Below are 19,793 nucleotides of genomic sequence, written 5' to 3' on the forward strand. Positions count from 1 at the left end.
GTAAGCCTGGGAATGGTCGTCCCAGGGTCCTCCTGGTGGGTGAATTGCCTGCGTGGACACCGCCACGCACCGGTCGTGCGACTATCACTGGATTAATGCTATTGCTTGGTGCTGGTATCCAATTGGGCAACGGGCACCACTTTAAACGAGCGAGTCAGCTTGTAGATGGAGTCATTGCCGAGCCATTTATTGAATATGGTGTCCAGCTCGCCAGATTTTTCCATGGCTGTCAGGGCGTTATCCACTGCGGCTTTAAGTTCGGGCTCTCCCTTATTCATGATAATGCCGATATGCTCTGTGGCCGTAGGTTCATCTAGCAGAACGGCAGGGGTGTCTGTTTTCTGTGAGTCATTTGCAAACCGGAGCAACACCAGTTCTCCGGCGCTCATTGCCTGCACTTTGTCATTCTGCAAGCCCAGATAACATTGAGAGATATTCTGATAAGTGAGAATGTCTGCCGCAGGTAAGGCTTTGTGCGCAATGGCTGCCGAGCTCGATCCCGATGAAGCGCAGACTTTTTTTCCTGCCAGATCAGCCAGCGTTTTGATGCCGGATTCTTTTTTGACCAGTACCTTGATATTTCCCTGTAGATACTGCAAGCTGAAATCGACTTCTTCGGCACGTTTGGGCAGCCAGGCTACCGATCCGGCCACAATGTCTACGCGTCCCATTTTTACTTCAGGGATACGGGCCTCGGTGGACAACGGTTTATGCTGCAGTTTGACGCCCAGCTCTTTGGCAAGCGCCTGGCACATATCGACGTCGTACCCAACATACTTGCGTTGCTTGGGATCCTGATAGCCGTAGGGTGAACTGGCATTTTGCGTTCCGCAAATCAAGGTACCACGGCTTTTGATATCGGCAAGGCGGTTGGCAAAGGCGCCGGTGCTCCACGTTGCGGCCAGCAGGGCAATCAGCAGCCACGCGCGCTGGCTGCCGGAAGTGGGGTTGTTCAGGGTGCTGCGGTGTTGTCTCTTCATCGTTCGCTCCGGTAGTGTTTTAGTCAAATGAGAACGTCTGGCGTTCCAGGTCGTCGATCTGCGATATGAGATTGGTTTCCCATTCGAGATATTTTCTTGCTGCTTCCTTGTTGCCCTGATGGCGGTCGTGAACAAAGAATAAAAAATCAATACATTGTTCATCCGACAGGACGGTCTCGTCCGTGCTCACGGCAAGGTCACTGTGTCTGATTTGCTCAGTGTCCATGCAGGCAGAGTAAATTTCGGTGTGTCCTGCGCGCTCAAGATCGTCCGCGAGGATTTGCAGCTTTTCAGGGTGCTCGCCAATCAGCAGGATCGCTGTCTCTTTATCCTTGGGAGCAACCGCCGCCATTGTCGGGCGAATTGCCCATGTTGCGTCCTGCAGCCTTAGTTTTCGAAACTGCATGCTGGGGCGTGTATCGATGATCTTTGTCTGCGGATGGGTCTTGATAAATGATGTGATCTGATCGCCGGCTAGAACGGTTGTGTTGCACAGGGCCGGACGGTGCATCGCAGCTGAACCAGAAACCTGCAGATTCTCCGGATTCTTCAGGAGATAGACTTCCCAGCCCAGTTGCCTGAGCCAGCTTGCAATAACCGGTGCGCGTACGCCGTCAAAATCCAATAGCACCAGCCGTGATTTTCTTACGCCCACATATTCGTCGGTCGCCTGGACAAGTTGGCCGCCCGGGGCGTGCTGGACGCAGGCAGGAAGATTGCCTTGGGCAAACTCTTCGGGGGTTCTCACGTCGCACAGGAACGTTGTGCGATCCGTTTGGATCAGCCATTGTTCAACCTGCGCAGCATCGACCGTTTGGACGTTGTAGCGAGTGGCCATCGCTGCTGAGCGCTTTTGCAATATCGGAAGGTCTTTGTCCTGTATGGAACGAGGGTATATTCTGTCCGACTGATGCTCCAGCGGAAGGTCGGCCAGGTACCAGCCTTGCGTGCCGTTCTCCAGTGCGTATACTTTGTTGGGAATGCCTAAATTGATCAGGGTCTGCGCGCCCACGATGCTGCGTGTGCGGCCGGCGCAATTGATGACAATTGTGGTTTCGGGGTCCGGTGCAAGTGCACCTGCACGCAGGGCCAGTTCACCGTTTGGACAGCATACCGATCCCGGGATATTCATTTTTTTGTATTCAGGCACGGGACGGCCATCGAGCACAACGATTTTATTGCGATCGTCCGTGAGCAACGCCTGCAATTGCAGTGCAGATATTCTTGGCGTGTCATAAACGTGTTCTGCCAGTTCGCCAAATGTCTTGCTTGGCAGGTTTACGCCGGAGAATGTCGCGTATCCTTCGGCTTGCCATCCCTGTACGCCGTCTTGCAGGATGCCGATGTCGGTATAACCCAGCGCGCTTGCGGCAAGATGCGCGCGTTTTACAACCTCGTCGTCATGCTTATTGCCATACATCACAATTCGGGTATTTTTTCTGGGAACCAACCTTTCGATTTCCAGTTCCAGTGTGCTATAGGGAACAGATACCGCAAAAAAAAGATGATTCTCGCCATATTGGCCATGCTCACGTATGTCCAGGACCGCGATTTCATCGGCGTCATGGATTTGTTTTTTCAGCGCGTGGGCGTTGATATATTTCATTGTCAGTTCTCGTGCCTTGCTCGAAGAGGGTTTATGAGTATTGGAGGTGCGACGGACCACGCGCCAGCTTATGTGATGCGATCGAACATGACGTCAAGATCGCGCATGAGGTCTGCGGGATCCTCCAGACCGATGTGCAGGCGCAGGAGGTAGCCATGGTGTTTGCTGTTGCGCAGCCTGGTGCGAGCCGGGTCGACAGGAAGGACCAGGCTTTCATAGCCTCCCCAGGATGAGCCGATGCCAAAAAGTTGCAGCTCGTCGATTGCCTGTTCGATCTTTTCTGATGCCAGTTCGGGATCAAATTCAATGGTCAATAACCCATTGGAGCCTGTGGCATCTCGCTGCCACAGTTCATGATTTGCGTCCCCTTGCAGTGCGGGGTGAAACACACTGCGTACAGCTTGATGCGTGCTCAGCCATTGGGCAAGGTGCAGGGCGCTGCTGGCATGCCGTTGCAATCGCAGCTCCAGCGTGCGAAGCCCACGCAGCACCAGGAAGGCATCTTCGGCTGATACGGTCTGTCCAAGATTGATGCTGGCCTGCTCTATTTGGGCAAAGCAGGCCTTGCTGGCTGTGACAGAACCCATCATCACATCTGAATGACCGCCCAGGTACTTGGTTGCTGCCACGACTGAAATATCGCAACCTAAATTGAGCGGCTGGTAGTTAATGCCGGAACCCCATGTGTTGTCTGCACAAAGCAGGATATCGCGTTGTTTACACACCTGTGACAACGCCGGTAAATCGAGCATGTCATAAAGCAGCGAACCTGGAGATTCAACATAGACCATTTTTGTCGCGGAACGCAATTGACGGTCCCAGTAAGGATCAGTCGGCGAAAAGTCACTGCATGTGACGCCAAACTTGGCCAGTTGCGTCTCGCACAGCAGTCGCATTGGCTCATAAACGCCGTCTGAAATCAACAAATGATCTCCCGATTTCAGGCATGCAAACAGGGTAGTGGCAATAGCAGCCAGGCCTGTTGGAAAAAGCTTGCTGCGATACCCGCCCTCAATTGCGGTGATTGCATCTTCCAGCGCATAAACCGTTTCGTTGCCGCGGGCGCCGTATGACAGTACCCTATCGGTGTCGCGCTGAGCACGAGCGGCGCGCCATTGGCCCAGGCTGTCGAAAAGATAGGTGCTGCCTTTGACAATAGGCGTATTGGCCCATCCAGATTCTGGACGCCCCAGCGAGGCCAGTTGGGTTGCTCTGGAGACAGCTGACATCAGCCTGGGCTCCGCTGGGTTTTGACGCCCACGTCCATGATCTTGCAGGTGTTATTTGTGGTGTCGAAGGCCATGCGCTCGGTCAGGGTCTCCAGCGCTCGCCCATACATATGAAGGTGGCGGATATTGTCGTCTTCTATACGCACGGCATGAATATCATCGGGCATCAGGGCGATTCCATGACCGGGCTCCACGGCCTGCATGCCCGTTTGCACAACGGTTGCATGGCCCGGCACGCTGCCATCGTCGGTGCGTTCATATAGATAGTTGCTTTCCACGCCCTCTACCGCAGCAATACAGGCCCAGGTGGTGTGATTATGTGGAACAATTTTTTTCCCAGGCTTCATGACGTTCAGATAAAGCGCATAACTGTTATCGGGCTCCGAATGAATGAGATAGCGCGCTTGCAGATCGTCGCCGGTGGGGGCCGGGTAGGTATCCTGTCCCCACCACTCTTTACGTGCCGCAATTTCAATCAGGGCGTCGCGTATTTTGGCGAGTTTTTCCCGGTCCAGTTGATCCTGGCCGAAGTCTTTGGCGATGTTGATAAATTGCCGGACGGCAACCTGCTTATCTTGCTTTGCATTCATTTATTTCTCCTGTGATTTTGTCAAAGTATAGATAGTTCAGCCTGTATTTACTAATTAGAATTTTTTGAAATCATATAAGCAGTGCTAATATGATCTCTATGAGCGGTATTCTTTCAAGGGCTTGTTTTTAAGGGTATTCCCTATGAATAATCTGGATCTTGGCTTGCTAAGAACACTGGTAACTGTCGAAAAAACTAATACATTCTCGGGTGCAGCGCAGGTACTGTTCAAAACCCAGTCGGCCATCAGTCAGCAGATGCAAAAGCTGGAACAGCAAATGGGTTATCCCTTGTTCCAGAAAAAAGGAAGGCGGCTGGTGATGACCATGCAGGGCAAGCAATTGGCCGAATACGGCAGGCGTTTGTTGGCGATCAACGACGAGGTGCTGCGTACCGTTGGCCAGCAGCAAATGGAAGGGCAAATTCGCCTGGGCGCTACGCTGGATGTCGCTGACACTATTTTGCCTCTCATGCTGACCTATATTGCCCGGCAAGCGCCCAGGGTAAAACTGGAGATTCAGGTCGATCGAAGTCCGTCGCTCATGGTTTCACTGGAGGCTGGTGATATCGATCTGACGATTTCAACCCGCGATGATCCGGCTCTGAATGGATTTGTGTTGCGCACTTCGCCGACGGCATGGGTATGTGCTGCAGATTTTCCGTACAACCGCCGGGCACCGTTGCCGCTGATCCTGGCCGATGAACCCAGTATCTTTCGTCGTTTGGCGCTTAGCGCACTGGAAGGCACACAGATAAAGTGGCATATTAATTATCTGGCACCGTCGCTGGTGGGCATCAAGGCAGCGGTACGTGCCGGGCTGGGGGTGACAGTCAGAAGCGTTGAGTTTCTGGGTCCGGATATGCGTGTGCTTGGCGAGGCCGAAGGCTTGCCTCCATTGCCATTCGTGACTTATCGCTTGCTCACGCGCAAAGACACCATCAGTCCGCTGACACTTCATATTTATGAAATGCTGCGCGCTCAGTTCGAGTATGTCGACGGCTAGGATTCAGGGCCGGGCTACAGCTTGCTGTCTTGCTGCGTTGACGACTTAAAAAAAAATAATTTGAGATATCATGTACTGGTTCGAATTTTTTGCGCTGTTAGCATTTGGTGAGTTGTGAAAGCTGGTACGACTGTCAAAGAGATTGCTTTTCTTGCCTGGCCGCTGGTCCTGATGCAACTGGCTTCGATCGCCCTGACCACCACCGACTTGATTATGATGGGTATGCTTGGTCCGACAGAGATCGCGGCCGGGGGCATCGCCATTACGCTTTTCGGACTGCTCAGAACCTCCAGCGTAGGGTTGGTCACACCAGCGGCCAATCTGTTTGCGCAGACCTGGGCCAGGGGTGGCCTAAGTGTCAGAGCCCGGCTGGCTTCCCAGGTGCGCCTGTGCCTGCTACTGGCAACTGTCTGCGGCGCGTTGATGGTCGCGTTCATGCTTGTCGCCTTTCCATTCTTGCGCTATCTGGGACAGGACCCGCAATTGTTGTCAATGGGTTACTCGCTGCTGATCTTTCTGGCGCCCAGCCTTATTCCGCTGTTGTGGCTGCAGGTATTGCGCAATGCGGCGGTGGCGCTTAAACGCCCAGGCCCTTTGTTGCTAATTACGTTGCTTGCTGTTCTGGTCAATATTGGCCTGAATCTGCTGTTTGTGTTTGGTGTCGGTGCCTGGACGGGGCTCGGGTTGCCAGGTGTGGGCCTGGCAACCCTGTTTACCCAAACGTTGATGGCTGTGGGGTTTTACGCACTGGTCCGTCGCGACAGGCTGCTGGCGCCGGTGCTGCGGCTGCCTACGCCCGGCACCGTCTCGTTGCGCTCGACCACATCCAGGCTGTTTATTCGTGACGCCTTCAGGCTGGGTTTGCCCACCGGTGCGGCGTATGCCAGCGAAGCAGGGTTTGTCTCGGTGCTGACGCTGGTCGCAGGCACGCTCGGCGCAGCCAGTCTGGCTGCCCATACCCTTGCATTCCAGTATGTGAATATTGCATTTATGGTTTCCATCGGCTTGTCCCACGCAGTGTCCATTCATATGAGTCATGCCTTGCCAAAGCGCGATACATCACGCTTGCGATTGCTGGCCAAGGCGATTATTCGGATGGGCTTTGTGGCGATGGGCGTTGTAGCCATTATTTATGTGACCATACCCCAAACCCTGATTGGGCTGTTTCTACAAGAGAATACGGAAAATGTCGGCAGTGTTCTGCAAATTGCCGTTCCCCTTCTGGCTTTGGCTGCGCTGCTGCAATTTGCCGATTGCCAGCAAAATCTGGCGGTGGGCGCCATGCGCGGCATTCTCAAGGCTCGTGATACATTTGTGCTGACCATGGTGGGATATTGGTTGATCGGTGTGCCTGTCGTACTGGTCTTTACCTATGTCTTTCATATGGGCGTTAATGGTATCTGGCTGGGGTTTTTCATCGGGCTGAGTGCCACTGCGCTGTTGCTCTGGCTGCGGTTTTATTATTATGTACGTCAGATGGAGCACCAGGCTCGGCGGTAAAGCGCAGCGCTAAGGCAGGTGTTGCAGCCATAGGCACGTGATGCCAGTGCCTGAAGCGCTACTTAACATTGGGAAATGAGATCATGAACCACGCGGTCAGTAACGAAGATGTGTTGAAAAGGGTACGGGGCATTCTGGCCCGGCAGCCGTTTAGCGCCCTATTGAAAACCGAGGCCACGCAAGCGTCAGCAGATGGCACGTGTGAGTTTCGTATTTGCATTGACGGCAATCTCATGCAGCACCTGGGCACGGTCCATGGCGGCGTGCTCGGCTATGCCGCCGATACCGCGCTTACCTTTGCTGCTGGCATTGCCTACGGCATTCCAGTGATTACATCTGAATTCAAGATCAATTTTTTGCGACCTGTCGTCGGAGAGGTACTCGTGGCCAAAGGGCACGTAGTCTATAAGGGGCGCACCCAGGCCGTCACGCGCTGCGATTTGCTTGTTGTGAAGGACGGCGAGGAAAAACTGTGCGCCACAGCTCAGGGCACGATTGTCGTACTGCCTGAGTCAACCGGTTCCGGCGCATGACTTCGTTCGCAACGCCGATTAGGCAGCTTGCCCGCCGCTATCGCGCTGTTCGACAACGTCTACGCAGACACCGGCCGGGTCCGACAACATGAAATGCCGCTGACCCCAGGGTTCATCCTTTATGGGCAGAAATATGTCGCAGTCCTGGCTTTGTGTCAGCCGGCGATATTCCTGTTCGGCATTGTCAACTTCAATGCTCAAGACAATACCAGCTCCCTGGTAGGCTGCGTGCAATTGCGGTGGCTGGTTGGCGCTGTTCGGGGCCATGAAAGCCAGTTCGGCTCCGCTCGTTTCATGCACAAGATGAACATACCAATCTTCCTGGAAGACGACGCTGAAAGCAAAATGGCGCGTGTAAAAATCGGCACAAGCCTGCAGTTTTTCGGTAATCACAATTGAATAGACTTTTTTCATCATGGGCTCCTGGATCGCAGGCCTGATCATAGTCCGGTCTGGTATCGCCTGTATTGTATATTTCGGCCATGATTGGCCAGGCGCGCCAGCCCTGTTTTGTCCGGAATGTTGTTTTGTTAGCGGTATTTTTTTTGGAATGCCACGGGTGTAATACCCGTGATGCGCTTGAACTCGCGAATGTAATGCGACTGATCGGCATAGGCATCAAGGCGCTGGGTGGTCAGCGCCTGGTGAAAGCGCAGGATCTTCAGAAAATCGTGAGCCGAGAACCCGGTTTTTTCAGAAAAGAGTCGCTGTAAATGTCTGCGGCTGTAGCCGGATACCCTTACCAGATCGTCCACACTCGTCAAGCGGTCCGCTTGCGCCAGCAATTGTGGCATCCAGGCCGCATCGTTGGCGATGCCTTGCATGGTGAGTTGGCGCACGAAATGTTGCAGCAGCTGTTGCTGGCCCGCCTCTGAGCATGCGCCCAACTGACGGGTGAAGGCGGCGGCGTCGACGCCACCCAGCGAAGAAAAGGTTTGCGATTGCGCGATGATATGCTGCGATCCGCGCCAGACACCGGGGTAAAGCCGAATGCCGCAATAATGAAACTGCCGCCCCAGATTCAGATCAAGTGCCCGTATGCCGGGTGACATGACCAGAACGGCTTGGTCTGCCTGCTCGGACAGATCAAAGACAAGGTCGATGCATGCGTCCGGTACCACCAGGTAGTGGCAATCGCTGGGTAATGCATAGGTCGTACGCAATTGCCAGAGGCAATATATCTGGTCGCCGAATGCGGGATCAGGATGGTGTTCCTGATAGAAAACACCATCCTGCAGAAAACGAGGGATACCGGGTTGGACGGGCGTGTGCATAGACGCCAGTTTACCGGCCCCCTATACAAAGTGAAATGACAAAGTGAAATTATTTTGCCGTTGGCATTGCAAATTCCGCGCCTTTATCAATGCTTTGCGGCCAGCGCTGCATGATGGATTTTTGGCGTGTATAAAAGCGTACGCCTTCCTCACCGTAAGCATGCATATCGCCGAACAGGCTTTTTTTCCAGCCGCCGAAACCGTGCCATGCCATTGGCACCGGAATAGGCACGTTGATGCCGACCATGCCAACCAGAATACGACGTGAAAATTCTCTGGCCGTATGCCCGTCGCTGGTAAAGCACGATACGCCATTGCCGAATTCGTGGTCATTGATCAGATTGATCGCTTCGCCCAGGTCTTTGACACGGATGCATGCAAGCACGGGGCCAAAGATCTCTTCCCTGTAGATTCGCATGTCAGCCGTAACATTGTCAAACAGTGTGCCGCCGGTGAAAAAGCCTTCCTCATTGCCGGCGACCTTATGGCCGCGTCCATCAACCACCAGAGTAGCGCCTTCCTGTACGCCGATTTCAATGTACGATTCGATTTTTTCCAGCGACTGACGGGTAACGATGGGCCCCATTTCGGCTTTCGGATTCATGCCATCTGCAATAACAAGTTGTTTGGCCCTTTCGGCAACCCGCTCGACAATCGTATCGGCAATGTCGCCAACCAGCACGGCCACCGAAATCGCCATGCAGCGCTCGCCAGCAGAGCCGTACGCGGCGCCGATCAGAGCGTCGACGGTGCGGTCGATGTCGGCATCGGGCATGACGACCATATGGTTTTTGGCGCCGCCCAGCGCCTGGACCCGCTTGCCAAAGTGAGCGGCGCGCTCGCTGATGTAGTGTGCAATCGGCGTGGAGCCGACAAAACTGACAGCAGAGACGTCGGGATGCTCCAGAATGGCATCCACGGCAGGTTTGCCGCCCTGAATCACGTTGAAGACCCCGTCGGGCAGGCCGGCTTCCTTGAACAGGCGCGCCATGAACAGGGACGCACTGGGGTCACGCTCGCTGGGTTTAAGCACAAAGGTGTTGCCTGCTGCAATTGCTACCGGGAACATCCAGCACGGCACCATGCAGGGAAAGTTAAATGGCGTAATGCCGGCAACGACACCCAGGGGCTGGCGCATGGTCCAGTTGTCGATACCCGTGGACACCTGATCAGTGAAGTCGCCTTTGAGCAGTTGAGGAATGCCGCAAGCAAATTCGATTACATCGATACCGCGGGCAACTTCGCCCTGGGCATCGCTGAAGACTTTGCCGTGTTCGGCCGTAATAATGGCTGCTAGCGTATCGGCGTGTTCATGCATTAAACCGAGAAACCGATTCATAATGCGCGCCCGGCGAATGGGGGGGATATTGGCCCACTGTGTTGCTGCAGCCTTGGCCGCGCTGACCGCAAGGTTTACCTCGTTGGCGCCCGAGAGCACAACGTGGCGTGCTGTCTGACCGGTGGCAGGATTGAACACGGCCTGTTTTTCTGTGGATTGGGGCGTAACGGTGCTGCCATTGATATAGTTGACGACATCGGTGCTGTCTGTAAAAGCGGCTGTGGCTGGGGAATTCATACTCGGCTCCTTGATGATGATGGCACCAGTATAGACACGGCAAAGCGACGCGATCAATAGGCCAGTTGTGGATTAATTGTTCAAAATAATGGACAATGAGGGTATGAAAAATTTGAAAAACGAACCCTTGTGGTCTCATATCTACTGGCTTGGCATGCTGGAGGTCGCCGGCAGCTATACTGCTGCTGCCCAACGGCTGGGGGTTAGCAAGGCGGCCATGAGCCAGCGTATACAGGAACTGGAAAGTGCCCTGGGTATTGCGCTGGTTCAGCGCACGACGCGCAGCGTGAGGCTGACCGAAGCCGGGCGCGAACTGGTTGCCGAAACCAGACCGGCATTCAGCAGCATCGAAACCGGATGCGCCCGCATCCGCGAACTGGCCGATACACCCCAGGGCATTATTCGCCTGACTGCACCGGTGGCGCTGGCCCGCCAGCAGATTATTCCTCGCCTTCCCGCCTTCATGCGCCAGTACCCGCAAATCCGCATCGACATTGAACTGTCCGATCATATCAGCCCACTGGCGCAGGAAGGTTTTGACCTTGCCGTTCGCCATTCTTCCACTGTGCCGGAAACCTATGTCGCCTGGAAGCTTTGCACCACCAGAACACTGTTGCTTGCCAGCCGGGAATATCTGAAAACGCACCCCCGGCCGGTGCGGCCGCAGGATCTGGCCGATCACAACTGTCTTACCTATTTGCGCTCCGGGGGGCAGCCGGCCTGGCATTTCGAGAGCCGCAGATCATCGTCGCGGCGGGTGAGCGTGCAGGTCAACGGCTCATTTGCAGCCAACAACAGTGAGACACTTAGGGAAATGGTGCTGGCGCACCAGGGTATCGCGCTGGTGCCCGATTTTTCGGTAGCAAGAGAGCTGGATCGGGGCACGCTTGTTGAACTGCTGCCGCAATGGCAGTCGGTCAGTGTCTTTGGTGACCATATCTATGCGCTGCGTCCGTATAGCCCGCATGTGCCAGGCATTATCCGGCTACTGGTGGATTACCTGAAGGCATCGTTTCGGGAACAATCTTTTCTGTAGACTCATTCTCTTGAGCGTTGCCATTGCGATGAGTGGCCGATCAGCAAATACTTGTTAAAATCAACGCATCAAACCCGTAATGACATTGAAACCGGCAGGTGCAAATGAAATACGTTGATTATTACAAGACCCTTGGTATAGAGCGCAATGCGACCGAGGCACAGATCAAGAAGGCCTATCGCAGCCTGGCTCACAAATATCATCCCGATATATCCAAGGAGCCCGACGCCGAGACTAAATTCAAGGAAGTGGCCGAGGCCTACACCACGCTGAAGGACCCGGAGAAACGCGCAGCCTATGACAATCTTGGTCAGCATCGGCAGGGCGACGATTTTGTGCCACCGCATCAATGGCAACAGCATTTTCATGAATCCTCCGAAGACTTTTCAGATGTGGACCTGTCCGATCTGCTAAAGGCGTTTGCCGAGGCGCAGCGCGAAGGGGCGGCCAATTATGCCAATCGTGCGCGCCATGGAGAAACTTTTGAATTCACCATGCCGGTTACACTGGAGCAAATTTATAACGGCGCCGAAACCGAGATTTCCGTTGCAGTCCCCGATTATGACAGCCAGGGCCTGTTACATCGCGTGCCGAAAACCTTTCGCATCCGCATTCCCAAGGGCGCGGCCGATGGCCAGCGCTTGCGCCTGGCCGGCAAGGGCGGGCAGGGCATGAATGGCGGCCAGCCCGGAGACCTGTTCGTGATCATGAAGTTGCAGCCACATAGGTATTTTCAGGTAAACGGCAATGATCTGGCGCTTGAAGTGCCGTTGGCCCCATGGGAGGCGGTGCTGGGGGCGAGCGTGGAAATTCCCACGCTGGGCGGTCCGGTGTCGCTGACCATTCCGCCCGGTACGGTGGCTGGCCGTAAAATGCGCCTTTCCAAAAGAGGTCTTCCGGGCAGTGGCAACGTACAAGGCGATATGTATGCGGTCATCACAATTGAAGTCCCCACATCGGTGAGCGAACGTGAGAAGGCGCTATACACCGAACTGGCTGCCGCGTCCTCGGGGTTTGAACCGCGCAGGCAGCGTTTTGCAGGAGGCCAATCATGAGTGTGCAGATTACTGAAACCATCTGGCTGAACCAGGACGAAGTGTGTTCGCTGCAGCATGTGGCGGCCGTTTCAGGCTTGAGTGAAGCCGATGTAATGGAGCTGGTAGAGACCGGCGTACTTTCGCCCGTGAGCGGTCAAACGGACTCGGGCATGTTTTATTCCGAATGTATTGTGGTGGCGCGCAAGGCGCGACGGCTGCGCGACGACTTTGACCTGAATGCCGATGGTGTAGCGCTGGTGCTCAATTTGCTGCGTCGGGTGGATGCGCTGGAATCCGAATTGCTGGCATTGCAGCCGGCTGCCAGGCGCGGCAGCCAGCCAAAGTAACCACATCTGCAATTTGAACAGGCCGCGGCGATGGCCGGGCCGCGTTGTGTTCAGCAGTGTTTAGTATTGATACCGCTCCTGGGAATAGGCGGAGCGGTGTTTTACGCAATAGTCCTTGAGTGACTGGATAAATCTCGTATCCACATCACGTTTGTGCCTGTCCTTCAGGCTGAACAGGGCGATGGGTGACAGCGTCCACTGCAGCGACCAGGGAACCACGGCCACGCCGGCAATGCGCACCAGTTCTTCGGCAATATCATTGGGCACGATCGAGACCACATGATCACGCGCAGCGATGATTTCACCGGTCAGTTTTGCCGACAGGCTTTCTATGAGTGGCTGCGGGGGCACCACGCCGGCGCTCAGAAACATATCGGCCACCTGCTCGCGCAAGGGCGCAGGGGCGGGTTCAAGAATCCAGTCCAGCTCTGCCAGATGTCGCCAGTCGGCCCGGCGCTGGCCAAGTCGGGCCGCCAGTTCGCGGTTGGTAATAAGGCGCGGTGACTGGTAATAAAGTACTTCCTGCTGCAGTCCGGTCATATCCAGGGATGCCGAAGCCCGTCCTATCACAAAATCCAGCGCGTGCTCCCTTAGCATCGTCATCAGGCTGCGGCTGGTGCCATCATGTATGGTAACGGTCATCCGTTGGCGCTCGGGCAGGGTGCGCTCAAGCGCCGCAGACAGCATTTGCCCGGGAATGAAGGGAATGGCGCCCACATGCAGGTGGGCAATGCGGCCGGCATTGACCGCCGTCATTTCACGGGAGAGTGCGCTGACGTCGTGCAACATGCTGCGGGCACGCGTAAGCAGTACCTTGCCGGCGGCTGTCGGCGTCATGCCGCGTCCGGTACGCTCAAACAGGGGCACGCCAAACATATCTTCCAGTTCAGCCAATGCGTGGGTGACGGCAGGCTGGCTGGTGCCCATTTGCTGGGCAACGCGGGTTAGCGCCCCCAGTTCGCCGATGTGAAGCAGCAAGGTGAGGTGGCGCATTTTCAGGCGACCCGCGAGTCTGTGTTCAAGCGTATCCGCAGTCGGTGTGTTCAATTTTTAAGCAGATATAAGGTAATTGATATATCAGTATCATAATTGAAAATAATTTACTTATAAAGAAAGTCTAAACTGGCTGCAAAATCAATTCTTCAGGAGGCTACCGCCATGAGTACCATCGATCGTCAATCCGCGCTGGATTATCACGAATTTCCCGTGCCAGGCAAAATTTCCATTACCGCTTCTAAACCGCTGGTAACCCAGCGGGATCTAGGGCTCGCGTATACGCCCGGTGTAGCGGCTGCCTGTGAAGAAATCGTGACTGACCCGCTCAATGCATTCCGCTATACCGCACGTGGCAACCTGGTCGGCGTCATCAGTAACGGCACCGCCGTGCTTGGCCTGGGAAATATCGGCGCACTGGCCTCCAAGCCGGTAATGGAAGGCAAGGCCGTTCTGTTCAAGAAGTTTGCCGGACTGGATGTTTTCGATATTGAGATCAATGAAACCGATCCGGACAAGCTGGTAGAGATTATTGCTGGGCTTGAGGCCACCTTTGGCGGGATCAACCTGGAAGATATCAAGGCACCGGAATGTTTCGAGGTGGAGCGCAAACTGCGTGAGCGCATGAGTATTCCCGTGTTTCATGACGATCAGCATGGCACCGCGATTACCGTTGCGGCTGCCTTTATCAATGGCCTGACGGTGGTCGGCAAGGACATTGCAAGTGTAAGGGTGGTGTCGTCTGGAGCAGGCGCGGCAGCGCTGGCATGCCTGGATCTGATGGTGGATCTGGGCCTGCCGCTGGAAAATGTATTCGTGACGGACATCGACGGGGTAGTCTATGAGGGACGCAATACGCCCATGGGCCCTGAAATGCAGCGCTTTGCGCAGAAAACCGAGCACCGCACGCTGGCCGATGTGATCGATGGCGCCGATGTATTTCTGGGCTTGTCCGCCGGTGGCGTACTCAAGCCCGAGATGGTCAAAGCCATGGCGGCACGCCCGCTGATCCTGGCCCTGGCCAATCCGAACCCGGAAATCATGCCGGAAGTCGCATTGGCTGTGCGTGACGACGTGGTCATGGCCACCGGCCGCTCCGATTTTCCCAATCAGGTCAATAACGTACTGTGCTTCCCTTATATTTTCCGCGGGGCACTGGATGTGGGCGCCACGACAATCACACGTGAAATGGAAAAAGCCGCGGTCTATGCGATTGCCGGGCTGGCCAAAGAAGAAATCAGCGATGTGGTCGCAACCGCCTATGGTGGCTATGATCTGTCGTTTGGACCAGAGTATCTGATCCCCAAGCCTTTCGATCCTCGCCTGATTGTCCGGGTGGCACCTGCTGTGGCCAAGGCGGCCATGGAAAGCGGCGTGGCAACACGTCCGCTGCATGATCTGGAGGCCTATGCCGAAAGACTGCAGCAGTTTGTGTATCACTCAGGCGCTTTCATGAAGCCGCTGTTTGCGTCGGCCAAGCAGATTGTCCGCGACGGAGGCAAGGCGCGCATTGTCTTTACCGAAGGGGAAGACGAGCGCGTATTGCGTGCGGTACAGGTCGTGGTTGATGAAAAGCTGGCGCGCCCGATCCTGGTAGGTCGTCCTTCTGTGTTGCTGGCTCGTATTGAAAAATATGGGCTGCGTCTGAAACTGGGTGAGGACGTGGAAGTGACCAATCCGGAATTTGACTCACGCTTTCATCAGTATTGGACCAATTATTGGGAAGTTATGTGCCGCCGCGGTATCACAAAGGAAATGGCGCGCGTGGAAATGCGTCGTCGTCTGACTCTGATCGGCGCCATGATGGTTCATGTCGGCGATGCCGATGGCATGATCTGCGGCACGGTGGGAGCCTATCACGAGCATTTGCGATTCGTTGATCAGATGATCGGTAAGAAACCCGGCGCAACGTCGTATGCGGCCATGAATATTCTGCTGCTCGATCAGCGCATGGTGGCGCTGGTCGATACCCACATCAATGATGATCCTACCGCCGAACAGATTGCCGAGTACACCCTGGCTGCGGCGCGGGTACTCGCGCAGATGGACGTTGTGCCCAAGGTGGCATTGCTGTCACGCTCCAATTTCGGCTCAGGCAGTTCGGCCTCTGGAGACAAGATGCGGCGTGCGCTGGAGCTGGTGCGGGCACAGGATCCGGAACTGGAAGTTGACGGTGAAATGCATGGCGACTGCGCTTTGAATGAAGTGCTGCGCGAGCGCATTCTGCCTTCATCGACATTGAAGGGATCAGCCAACCTGCTGGTCTGCCCCAATGTCGACTCAGGCAATATTGCCTATAACCTGTTGAAAACCGTGGCCGGAGGCAACGTGGCGGTCGGGCCGTTCCTGCTGGGTGTGAATGCACCTGTGCATATCCTGACCTCAAGCTCTACTGTCCGGCGCATCGTCAATATGGCTGCGCTGACGGTTATTGATGCGAATCGCGTCGAGAGCTGATCGCCCTGGCCGTCTCCTGCAATATTTCATCTGTGTATCGCCCAGATTGGGCGATACAGCGGTCATGTTTGACGCTGCGCCTGCGATCAAGCCCCGCGTTCAGGGTGGCCGTCTTAACGTATTCGGCGTGGCCAATAAAAGCGGATCTCAGGCATTTTCCGGCGTAAAGCCGCTGGCGGAACTGGGCGTGCCTGGTTTTGATGCAACGGCCTGGATCGCGCTGCTTGCGCCTGCCGGTACGCCGGACGATATAGTGCGGGTGTTGAACGAAGCCATGCAAAAAATCCTGCAGGATCCACAATTGAAAAGCAAACTGGCGGCCATAGGCAATGAAGTATTCATCGCTTCGCCGCAGGACAGTCAGGCATTTATTGAAAAAGAAATTAAATTCTGGGACGAGGCCGCAGAGGCATCCGGCGTGAAACCCAGTAAACTATAAAGCACCAACGGTCGTATGGCGTTGACGCTGCCGGATTTGGCTAGGTAATGCGCTGGTCATACTGTGCTGGTAAGTTGGCTGTTATTGTTGCCAGCGACGGGCATGCAACAGTAAACTGATACGGCGGCTACGATCATGGCGTGCCTGTACACATGTACATATGTACACATATACGCAGGCGCCATGCTGCATATACACGATTGAGGTAACGGGCAATACGGGCCAAACAACGTACGCGCTTGCTGGTTTTGCGTGTTCAATCACAAATGTAAATGCCGATTGCTCTTGTCGTTCTGACTGGATCAGGAGATTCATCATGTTGGAAAAAAGTGCAATTATTCCCTGTCTGCGGTACAAGGATGCGCCCGCAGCGATTCGTTTTCTGTGCGAGGCATTCGGATTTACCCAGCACGCGATCTACGCGGACGAAAAAGACCCGAATATCATTCATCATGCCCAACTGGTTATTGGCAACAATATGATCATGTTGGGCAGTGACCGGGAGTCGCCAGCTAAGGACCTGTACCAATGGCTGACACCCGACGAGGCCCGCGGTATCACCATGTGCATTTGCATGCATGTTGATGACCCCGATGCCCACGCTGATCATGCGGCCAAGTGCGGTGCCATTATTATCCAGCCGCCTTACGATAACTCGGGCTACCCGGGGCGTTCCTATGATGCCAAAGACATGGAAGGAAATATCTGGAATTTCACCAGTTATGATCCGTGGCAGCCGTCGTGAACATGCTGCGATAACACAAGCGCCATAAAGAACTCACAATCCGATACATCATTTTGCCGTAAACCGGGTGGCCGGCTATTGTCTATGGCGCCGATCTACAGTAAAACCATGGCTTGGGAGCCTGTCAGCATAAATAGATAATATGACCGAAGAAACGGTAGACAACCGGCTGACCTATGCGGCGTTTATCAGTTACAGCCACGCTGATAACAGACAGGAGGGGCGCAAATGGGCAGACTGGCTGCATCATGAACTGGAAACCTATGAGGTGCCTGCCGATCTGGTGGGCAGACCCAATCGTGCCGGCAAGCCCATTGTGGCACAAATCTACCCCGTCTTTCAGGATGAAAAGGAACTGTCGGCCAGCGCCAGTTTGTCCTCTGCGCTGACCGCAGCACTTGACGCTTCATCCTATCTTGTCTACCTGAGCTCGCCGCAATCGGCCCGATCTGTCTATGTAAGCGAGGAACTACGCCGCTTCAAACAGACCGGTAAGGGCGATCGGATTATTGCGCTGATTCTTGCCGGCGAACCGGAATCCGGCGCCGAGTCTTCCGCGCAACAGTGTTTTCCCGAGGTGCTGCGTTATCGCGTGGACGAGTCGGGCAATATCGATCACAACGTGAGCCAGGAACCCATCGCTGCAGATGTCCGTCTGCCCGGTACGCAGGAACAGGGCTTTACGACACCGGAGGCGTATCGACAATCTTTGCAGGGCGATCGTACACTTTCCCGAAAGGAAGTGGAGCGTCGCGTTCAGGCCTACAAGGATCGGCTTGATCTGGCCAAACTCAAGATTATTGCAGGTGTGCTTGATGTGCCGCTGGGCGACCTGACGCAGCGTGATCAGGCTTATCAGCTGGCCAAAGCCAGGCAGCGTACGAGGATCGTCAAGCGGATTGCAGTCGTGATCGGGATGCTGGCTGTCATGGCGATGGGCCTGGGCGTGTACGCGTGGACAGAGCGCAATGCCGCGCAAACCATGCTGTCGCGCTCGCTATTTTTGTCTGGCTTGAACAAGATCGATCAGAGGGAGGTGGGAGAAGGCGCGGCCTATATGGCGGCGGCCGCTCGCTACGGCAATGAACGGACCGCGTTATACGTGCAATCGATGCTGATGCGCCAGAACGGCATGACGCCGATGCCCAGGCTGGGTTCAACGCCCGTGTTCAGCCCCGATGGTCATTGGATTGCGGCGCTCAATGCGACATCTAACGCACAGCGGGGCCTGCAGATATGGGATGCGTACACGCATAAGGTGCATGCCATATTGACCGATGCCAATGCCAATGCATTTTCGAAGTTGGCGTTTGACGGCCAGAACGCGCTGTATTTTACGACGGCCGACAACAAGATAGCAAAGTGGCAGGATGGCAAGCCGCAAGTGACGGTCTATGAAGCACCCGACGATTTGCGTATCGTCTCTTTTGCGCCGGGTGCGGATGGCAGATGGCTTGTCATACAGGGCTGGCATGTGGCCGGCGGTAAAATGCAGTACATCAAGTCACTCCTCTTCAATGTGCAAGACGGGAAAACAATCATTGACCAGGTGCCGGTGCGACAACGCGAGGGCGGTAATACCCAACGCTACCTGTTCGCTGCGCGGGGCAACGCCATTGCATTTCACGAAACCGAGGACAATGACAACCGTGTGCGTGTGTATCCCATGGATGCTGACGGAAAACTGCAGCAGGCAAGGGACTATGTGGTGCCGGGCGGGATTATCTGGTTAAGGTTCAGTCCAGAGGCACGCCATTTGTTTGTTCGTGCGACTAACGGCTTGTATCACATTGACTTGCGGCGCAGCGATAGCCGGATCGCCAAAGTTCCAGTCCAGCTGATTGCCGACGATATTTACTTCAACGAAGATGGCAGGTCTTTTGTCGTGGTCTGGCAGAGTGACTATACTGTGTACGATATGGACAGCAATACGCCGGTGACCTCCGGTAACGCCGGTGTCAGCCTTTCAGCCATGCTGCGTGATGACGTGATCAATGCGTCTCCCGATCTCACACAACGGGTGGAAAACCAGGAAGGGATGTTTTTTCTGGTAACTGATCTGGCGCCGCCATTATTGCGCTTGCAATTGAGTTTGGGATCGGATTTGCACTCATTTCGCGCCATGCCAGATGGTAAAGGCATTGCGCTTCTGAAAAAAAATAGCCATAAATTGCAGTACGCAGCGCTGGCTGGCAACGGCAAACTCACAGACTTCATCCGCAGCCCGGAGCAAATTGACCGATTCGGCGTTGCCAGCGAACAGGACTATCTCTACACCATTTCCGTTCCCGAACAGGGTATGAGTACATTGCGGTTTTATCGTGCGACAACAGGTAAACCGCTGGGCAAGCCCTTATCGGTCAGAGGCGTGATATCGTTCAGCCATGATGGTCGCACGGTGTCCTCCAGAATCGACGACCACAAAATGGCAATCTGGGAAACAGAGAC

General features: G+C 55.0%; 18 protein-coding genes. 10 read left to right on the top strand and 8 right to left on the bottom strand.

The genetic code is table 11. From position 1 onward, the window contains the following. Window positions 1-98: 98 nt before the first annotated feature. The 4 genes from INT32_RS20025 to INT32_RS20040 all read right to left on the bottom strand — a co-directional run bounded on the left by INT32_RS20025 (window position 99) and on the right by INT32_RS20040 (window position 4,405). On the bottom strand, window positions 99-980 hold the full coding sequence (locus INT32_RS20025) for an ABC transporter substrate-binding protein (RefSeq protein ID WP_193090458.1): 882 nt from the start codon (window positions 978-980) through the stop codon (window positions 99-101). A gap of 19 nt (window positions 981-999) precedes the next feature. Then, window positions 1,000-2,586 (bottom strand): rhodanese-like domain-containing protein, encoded by a 1,587-nt coding sequence (locus INT32_RS20030; RefSeq protein WP_193090459.1) that lies wholly within the window; start codon window positions 2,584-2,586, stop codon window positions 1,000-1,002. A 68-nt stretch (window positions 2,587-2,654) separates the two neighbouring features. Continuing rightward, a complete protein-coding gene (gene metC, locus INT32_RS20035; protein WP_193090460.1) occupies window positions 2,655-3,815 on the bottom strand; it encodes a cystathionine beta-lyase in 1,161 nt (386 codons plus the stop codon). Then, window positions 3,815-4,405, bottom strand: coding sequence for a cysteine dioxygenase family protein (locus tag INT32_RS20040; RefSeq protein WP_193090461.1), 591 nt, complete (start codon window positions 4,403-4,405; stop codon window positions 3,815-3,817). The genes metC and INT32_RS20040 overlap by 1 nt, the downstream gene beginning before the upstream one ends. A gap of 142 nt (window positions 4,406-4,547) precedes the next feature. Here INT32_RS20040 and INT32_RS20045 point away from each other — a divergent pair, with 142 nt between their 5' ends. The 3 genes from INT32_RS20045 to INT32_RS20055 all read left to right on the top strand — a co-directional run bounded on the left by INT32_RS20045 (window position 4,548) and on the right by INT32_RS20055 (window position 7,441). Next, the gene (locus tag INT32_RS20045; RefSeq protein WP_193090462.1) at window positions 4,548-5,408 is read left to right on the top strand and encodes a LysR substrate-binding domain-containing protein; all 861 of its coding nucleotides are present in this window, start codon (window positions 4,548-4,550) and stop codon (window positions 5,406-5,408) included. 114 nt (window positions 5,409-5,522) lie between these two features. Then, window positions 5,523-6,908, top strand: coding sequence for an MATE family efflux transporter (locus INT32_RS20050; protein WP_193090463.1), 1,386 nt, complete (start codon window positions 5,523-5,525; stop codon window positions 6,906-6,908). 83 nt (window positions 6,909-6,991) lie between these two features. Further along, window positions 6,992-7,441 (top strand): PaaI family thioesterase, encoded by a 450-nt coding sequence (locus INT32_RS20055; protein WP_193090464.1) that lies wholly within the window; start codon window positions 6,992-6,994, stop codon window positions 7,439-7,441. Window positions 7,442-7,459: 18 nt separating this feature from the next. Here INT32_RS20055 and INT32_RS20060 read toward each other — a convergent pair whose 3' ends face one another. The 3 genes from INT32_RS20060 to INT32_RS20070 all read right to left on the bottom strand — a co-directional run bounded on the left by INT32_RS20060 (window position 7,460) and on the right by INT32_RS20070 (window position 10,291). Then, entirely contained in the window at window positions 7,460-7,855 is a 396-nt protein-coding gene (locus INT32_RS20060; RefSeq protein ID WP_193090465.1) for a VOC family protein, read from the bottom strand. Between the two features lie 116 nt (window positions 7,856-7,971). Continuing rightward, on the bottom strand, window positions 7,972-8,715 hold the full coding sequence (locus INT32_RS20065) for an AraC family transcriptional regulator (protein ID WP_193090466.1): 744 nt from the start codon (window positions 8,713-8,715) through the stop codon (window positions 7,972-7,974). A gap of 49 nt (window positions 8,716-8,764) precedes the next feature. Continuing rightward, complete coding sequence (locus INT32_RS20070) at window positions 8,765-10,291, bottom strand: CoA-acylating methylmalonate-semialdehyde dehydrogenase (protein WP_193090467.1); 1,527 nt, start codon at window positions 10,289-10,291, stop codon at window positions 8,765-8,767. Window positions 10,292-10,394: 103 nt separating this feature from the next. Between INT32_RS20070 and INT32_RS20075 the strand changes: the two genes are divergently transcribed. The 3 genes from INT32_RS20075 to INT32_RS20085 all read left to right on the top strand — a co-directional run bounded on the left by INT32_RS20075 (window position 10,395) and on the right by INT32_RS20085 (window position 12,711). Then, window positions 10,395-11,327, top strand: a complete 933-nt coding sequence (locus tag INT32_RS20075; protein ID WP_193090468.1) for a LysR family transcriptional regulator — start codon at window positions 10,395-10,397, stop codon at window positions 11,325-11,327. 104 nt (window positions 11,328-11,431) lie between these two features. Next, window positions 11,432-12,382, top strand: a complete 951-nt coding sequence (locus tag INT32_RS20080) for a DnaJ C-terminal domain-containing protein (protein WP_193090469.1) — start codon at window positions 11,432-11,434, stop codon at window positions 12,380-12,382. Then, window positions 12,379-12,711 (top strand): chaperone modulator CbpM, encoded by a 333-nt coding sequence (locus tag INT32_RS20085; RefSeq protein ID WP_193090470.1) that lies wholly within the window; start codon window positions 12,379-12,381, stop codon window positions 12,709-12,711. Before INT32_RS20080 ends, INT32_RS20085 begins: the two co-directional genes overlap by 4 nt. A 60-nt stretch (window positions 12,712-12,771) precedes the next feature. On the opposite strand, the gene INT32_RS20090 is transcribed toward INT32_RS20085, so the two are convergent. Beyond that, window positions 12,772-13,704 carry a LysR family transcriptional regulator gene (locus tag INT32_RS20090; RefSeq protein ID WP_193090477.1) on the bottom strand — a complete coding sequence of 311 codons (933 nt, stop codon included), beginning with the start codon at window positions 13,702-13,704 and terminating at the stop codon, window positions 12,772-12,774. A gap of 165 nt (window positions 13,705-13,869) precedes the next feature. On the opposite strand from INT32_RS20090, the gene INT32_RS20095 reads away from it, so the two are divergent. The 4 genes from INT32_RS20095 to INT32_RS20110 form a co-directional block, all read left to right on the top strand. Next, the gene (locus INT32_RS20095; RefSeq protein WP_193090471.1) at window positions 13,870-16,161 is read left to right on the top strand and encodes an NADP-dependent malic enzyme; all 2,292 of its coding nucleotides are present in this window, start codon (window positions 13,870-13,872) and stop codon (window positions 16,159-16,161) included. Between the two features lie 64 nt (window positions 16,162-16,225). Beyond that, a complete protein-coding gene (locus tag INT32_RS20100; protein ID WP_193090472.1) occupies window positions 16,226-16,600 on the top strand; it encodes a tripartite tricarboxylate transporter substrate binding protein in 375 nt (124 codons plus the stop codon). A gap of 316 nt (window positions 16,601-16,916) precedes the next feature. After that, a complete protein-coding gene (locus INT32_RS20105; protein ID WP_193090473.1) occupies window positions 16,917-17,345 on the top strand; it encodes a VOC family protein in 429 nt (142 codons plus the stop codon). A 142-nt stretch (window positions 17,346-17,487) separates the two neighbouring features. Next, the coding region (locus tag INT32_RS20110) for a toll/interleukin-1 receptor domain-containing protein (RefSeq protein ID WP_193090474.1) at window positions 17,488-19,793 on the top strand (2,306 nt) is incomplete at its 3' end.

Source organism: Advenella sp. FME57 (genome assembly GCF_014897675.1).
Classification (GTDB): domain Bacteria; phylum Pseudomonadota; class Gammaproteobacteria; order Burkholderiales; family Burkholderiaceae_B; genus Advenella.

What these genes read in the sequence shown, in the direction of transcription:
- INT32_RS20025 (WP_193090458.1), bottom strand. Translation starts at nt 980, where the DNA reads ATGAAGAGACAACACCGCAGCACCCTGAACAACCCCACTTCCGGCAGC.
- INT32_RS20030 (WP_193090459.1), bottom strand. Translation starts at nt 2,586, where the DNA reads ATGAAATATATCAACGCCCACGCGCTGAAAAAACAAATCCATGACGCC.
- metC (WP_193090460.1), bottom strand. Translation starts at nt 3,815, where the DNA reads ATGTCAGCTGTCTCCAGAGCAACCCAACTGGCCTCGCTGGGGCGTCCA.
- INT32_RS20040 (WP_193090461.1), bottom strand. Translation starts at nt 4,405, where the DNA reads ATGAATGCAAAGCAAGATAAGCAGGTTGCCGTCCGGCAATTTATCAAC.
- INT32_RS20045 (WP_193090462.1), top strand. Translation starts at nt 4,548, where the DNA reads ATGAATAATCTGGATCTTGGCTTGCTAAGAACACTGGTAACTGTCGAA.
- INT32_RS20055 (WP_193090464.1), top strand. Translation starts at nt 6,992, where the DNA reads ATGAACCACGCGGTCAGTAACGAAGATGTGTTGAAAAGGGTACGGGGC.
- INT32_RS20060 (WP_193090465.1), bottom strand. Translation starts at nt 7,855, where the DNA reads ATGAAAAAAGTCTATTCAATTGTGATTACCGAAAAACTGCAGGCTTGT.
- INT32_RS20065 (WP_193090466.1), bottom strand. Translation starts at nt 8,715, where the DNA reads ATGCACACGCCCGTCCAACCCGGTATCCCTCGTTTTCTGCAGGATGGT.
- INT32_RS20070 (WP_193090467.1), bottom strand. Translation starts at nt 10,291, where the DNA reads ATGAATTCCCCAGCCACAGCCGCTTTTACAGACAGCACCGATGTCGTC.
- INT32_RS20075 (WP_193090468.1), top strand. Translation starts at nt 10,395, where the DNA reads ATGAAAAATTTGAAAAACGAACCCTTGTGGTCTCATATCTACTGGCTT.
- INT32_RS20080 (WP_193090469.1), top strand. Translation starts at nt 11,432, where the DNA reads ATGAAATACGTTGATTATTACAAGACCCTTGGTATAGAGCGCAATGCG.
- INT32_RS20085 (WP_193090470.1), top strand. Translation starts at nt 12,379, where the DNA reads ATGAGTGTGCAGATTACTGAAACCATCTGGCTGAACCAGGACGAAGTG.
- INT32_RS20090 (WP_193090477.1), bottom strand. Translation starts at nt 13,704, where the DNA reads ATGCGCCACCTCACCTTGCTGCTTCACATCGGCGAACTGGGGGCGCTA.
- INT32_RS20095 (WP_193090471.1), top strand. Translation starts at nt 13,870, where the DNA reads ATGAGTACCATCGATCGTCAATCCGCGCTGGATTATCACGAATTTCCC.
- INT32_RS20100 (WP_193090472.1), top strand. Translation starts at nt 16,226, where the DNA reads ATGTTTGACGCTGCGCCTGCGATCAAGCCCCGCGTTCAGGGTGGCCGT.
- INT32_RS20105 (WP_193090473.1), top strand. Translation starts at nt 16,917, where the DNA reads ATGTTGGAAAAAAGTGCAATTATTCCCTGTCTGCGGTACAAGGATGCG.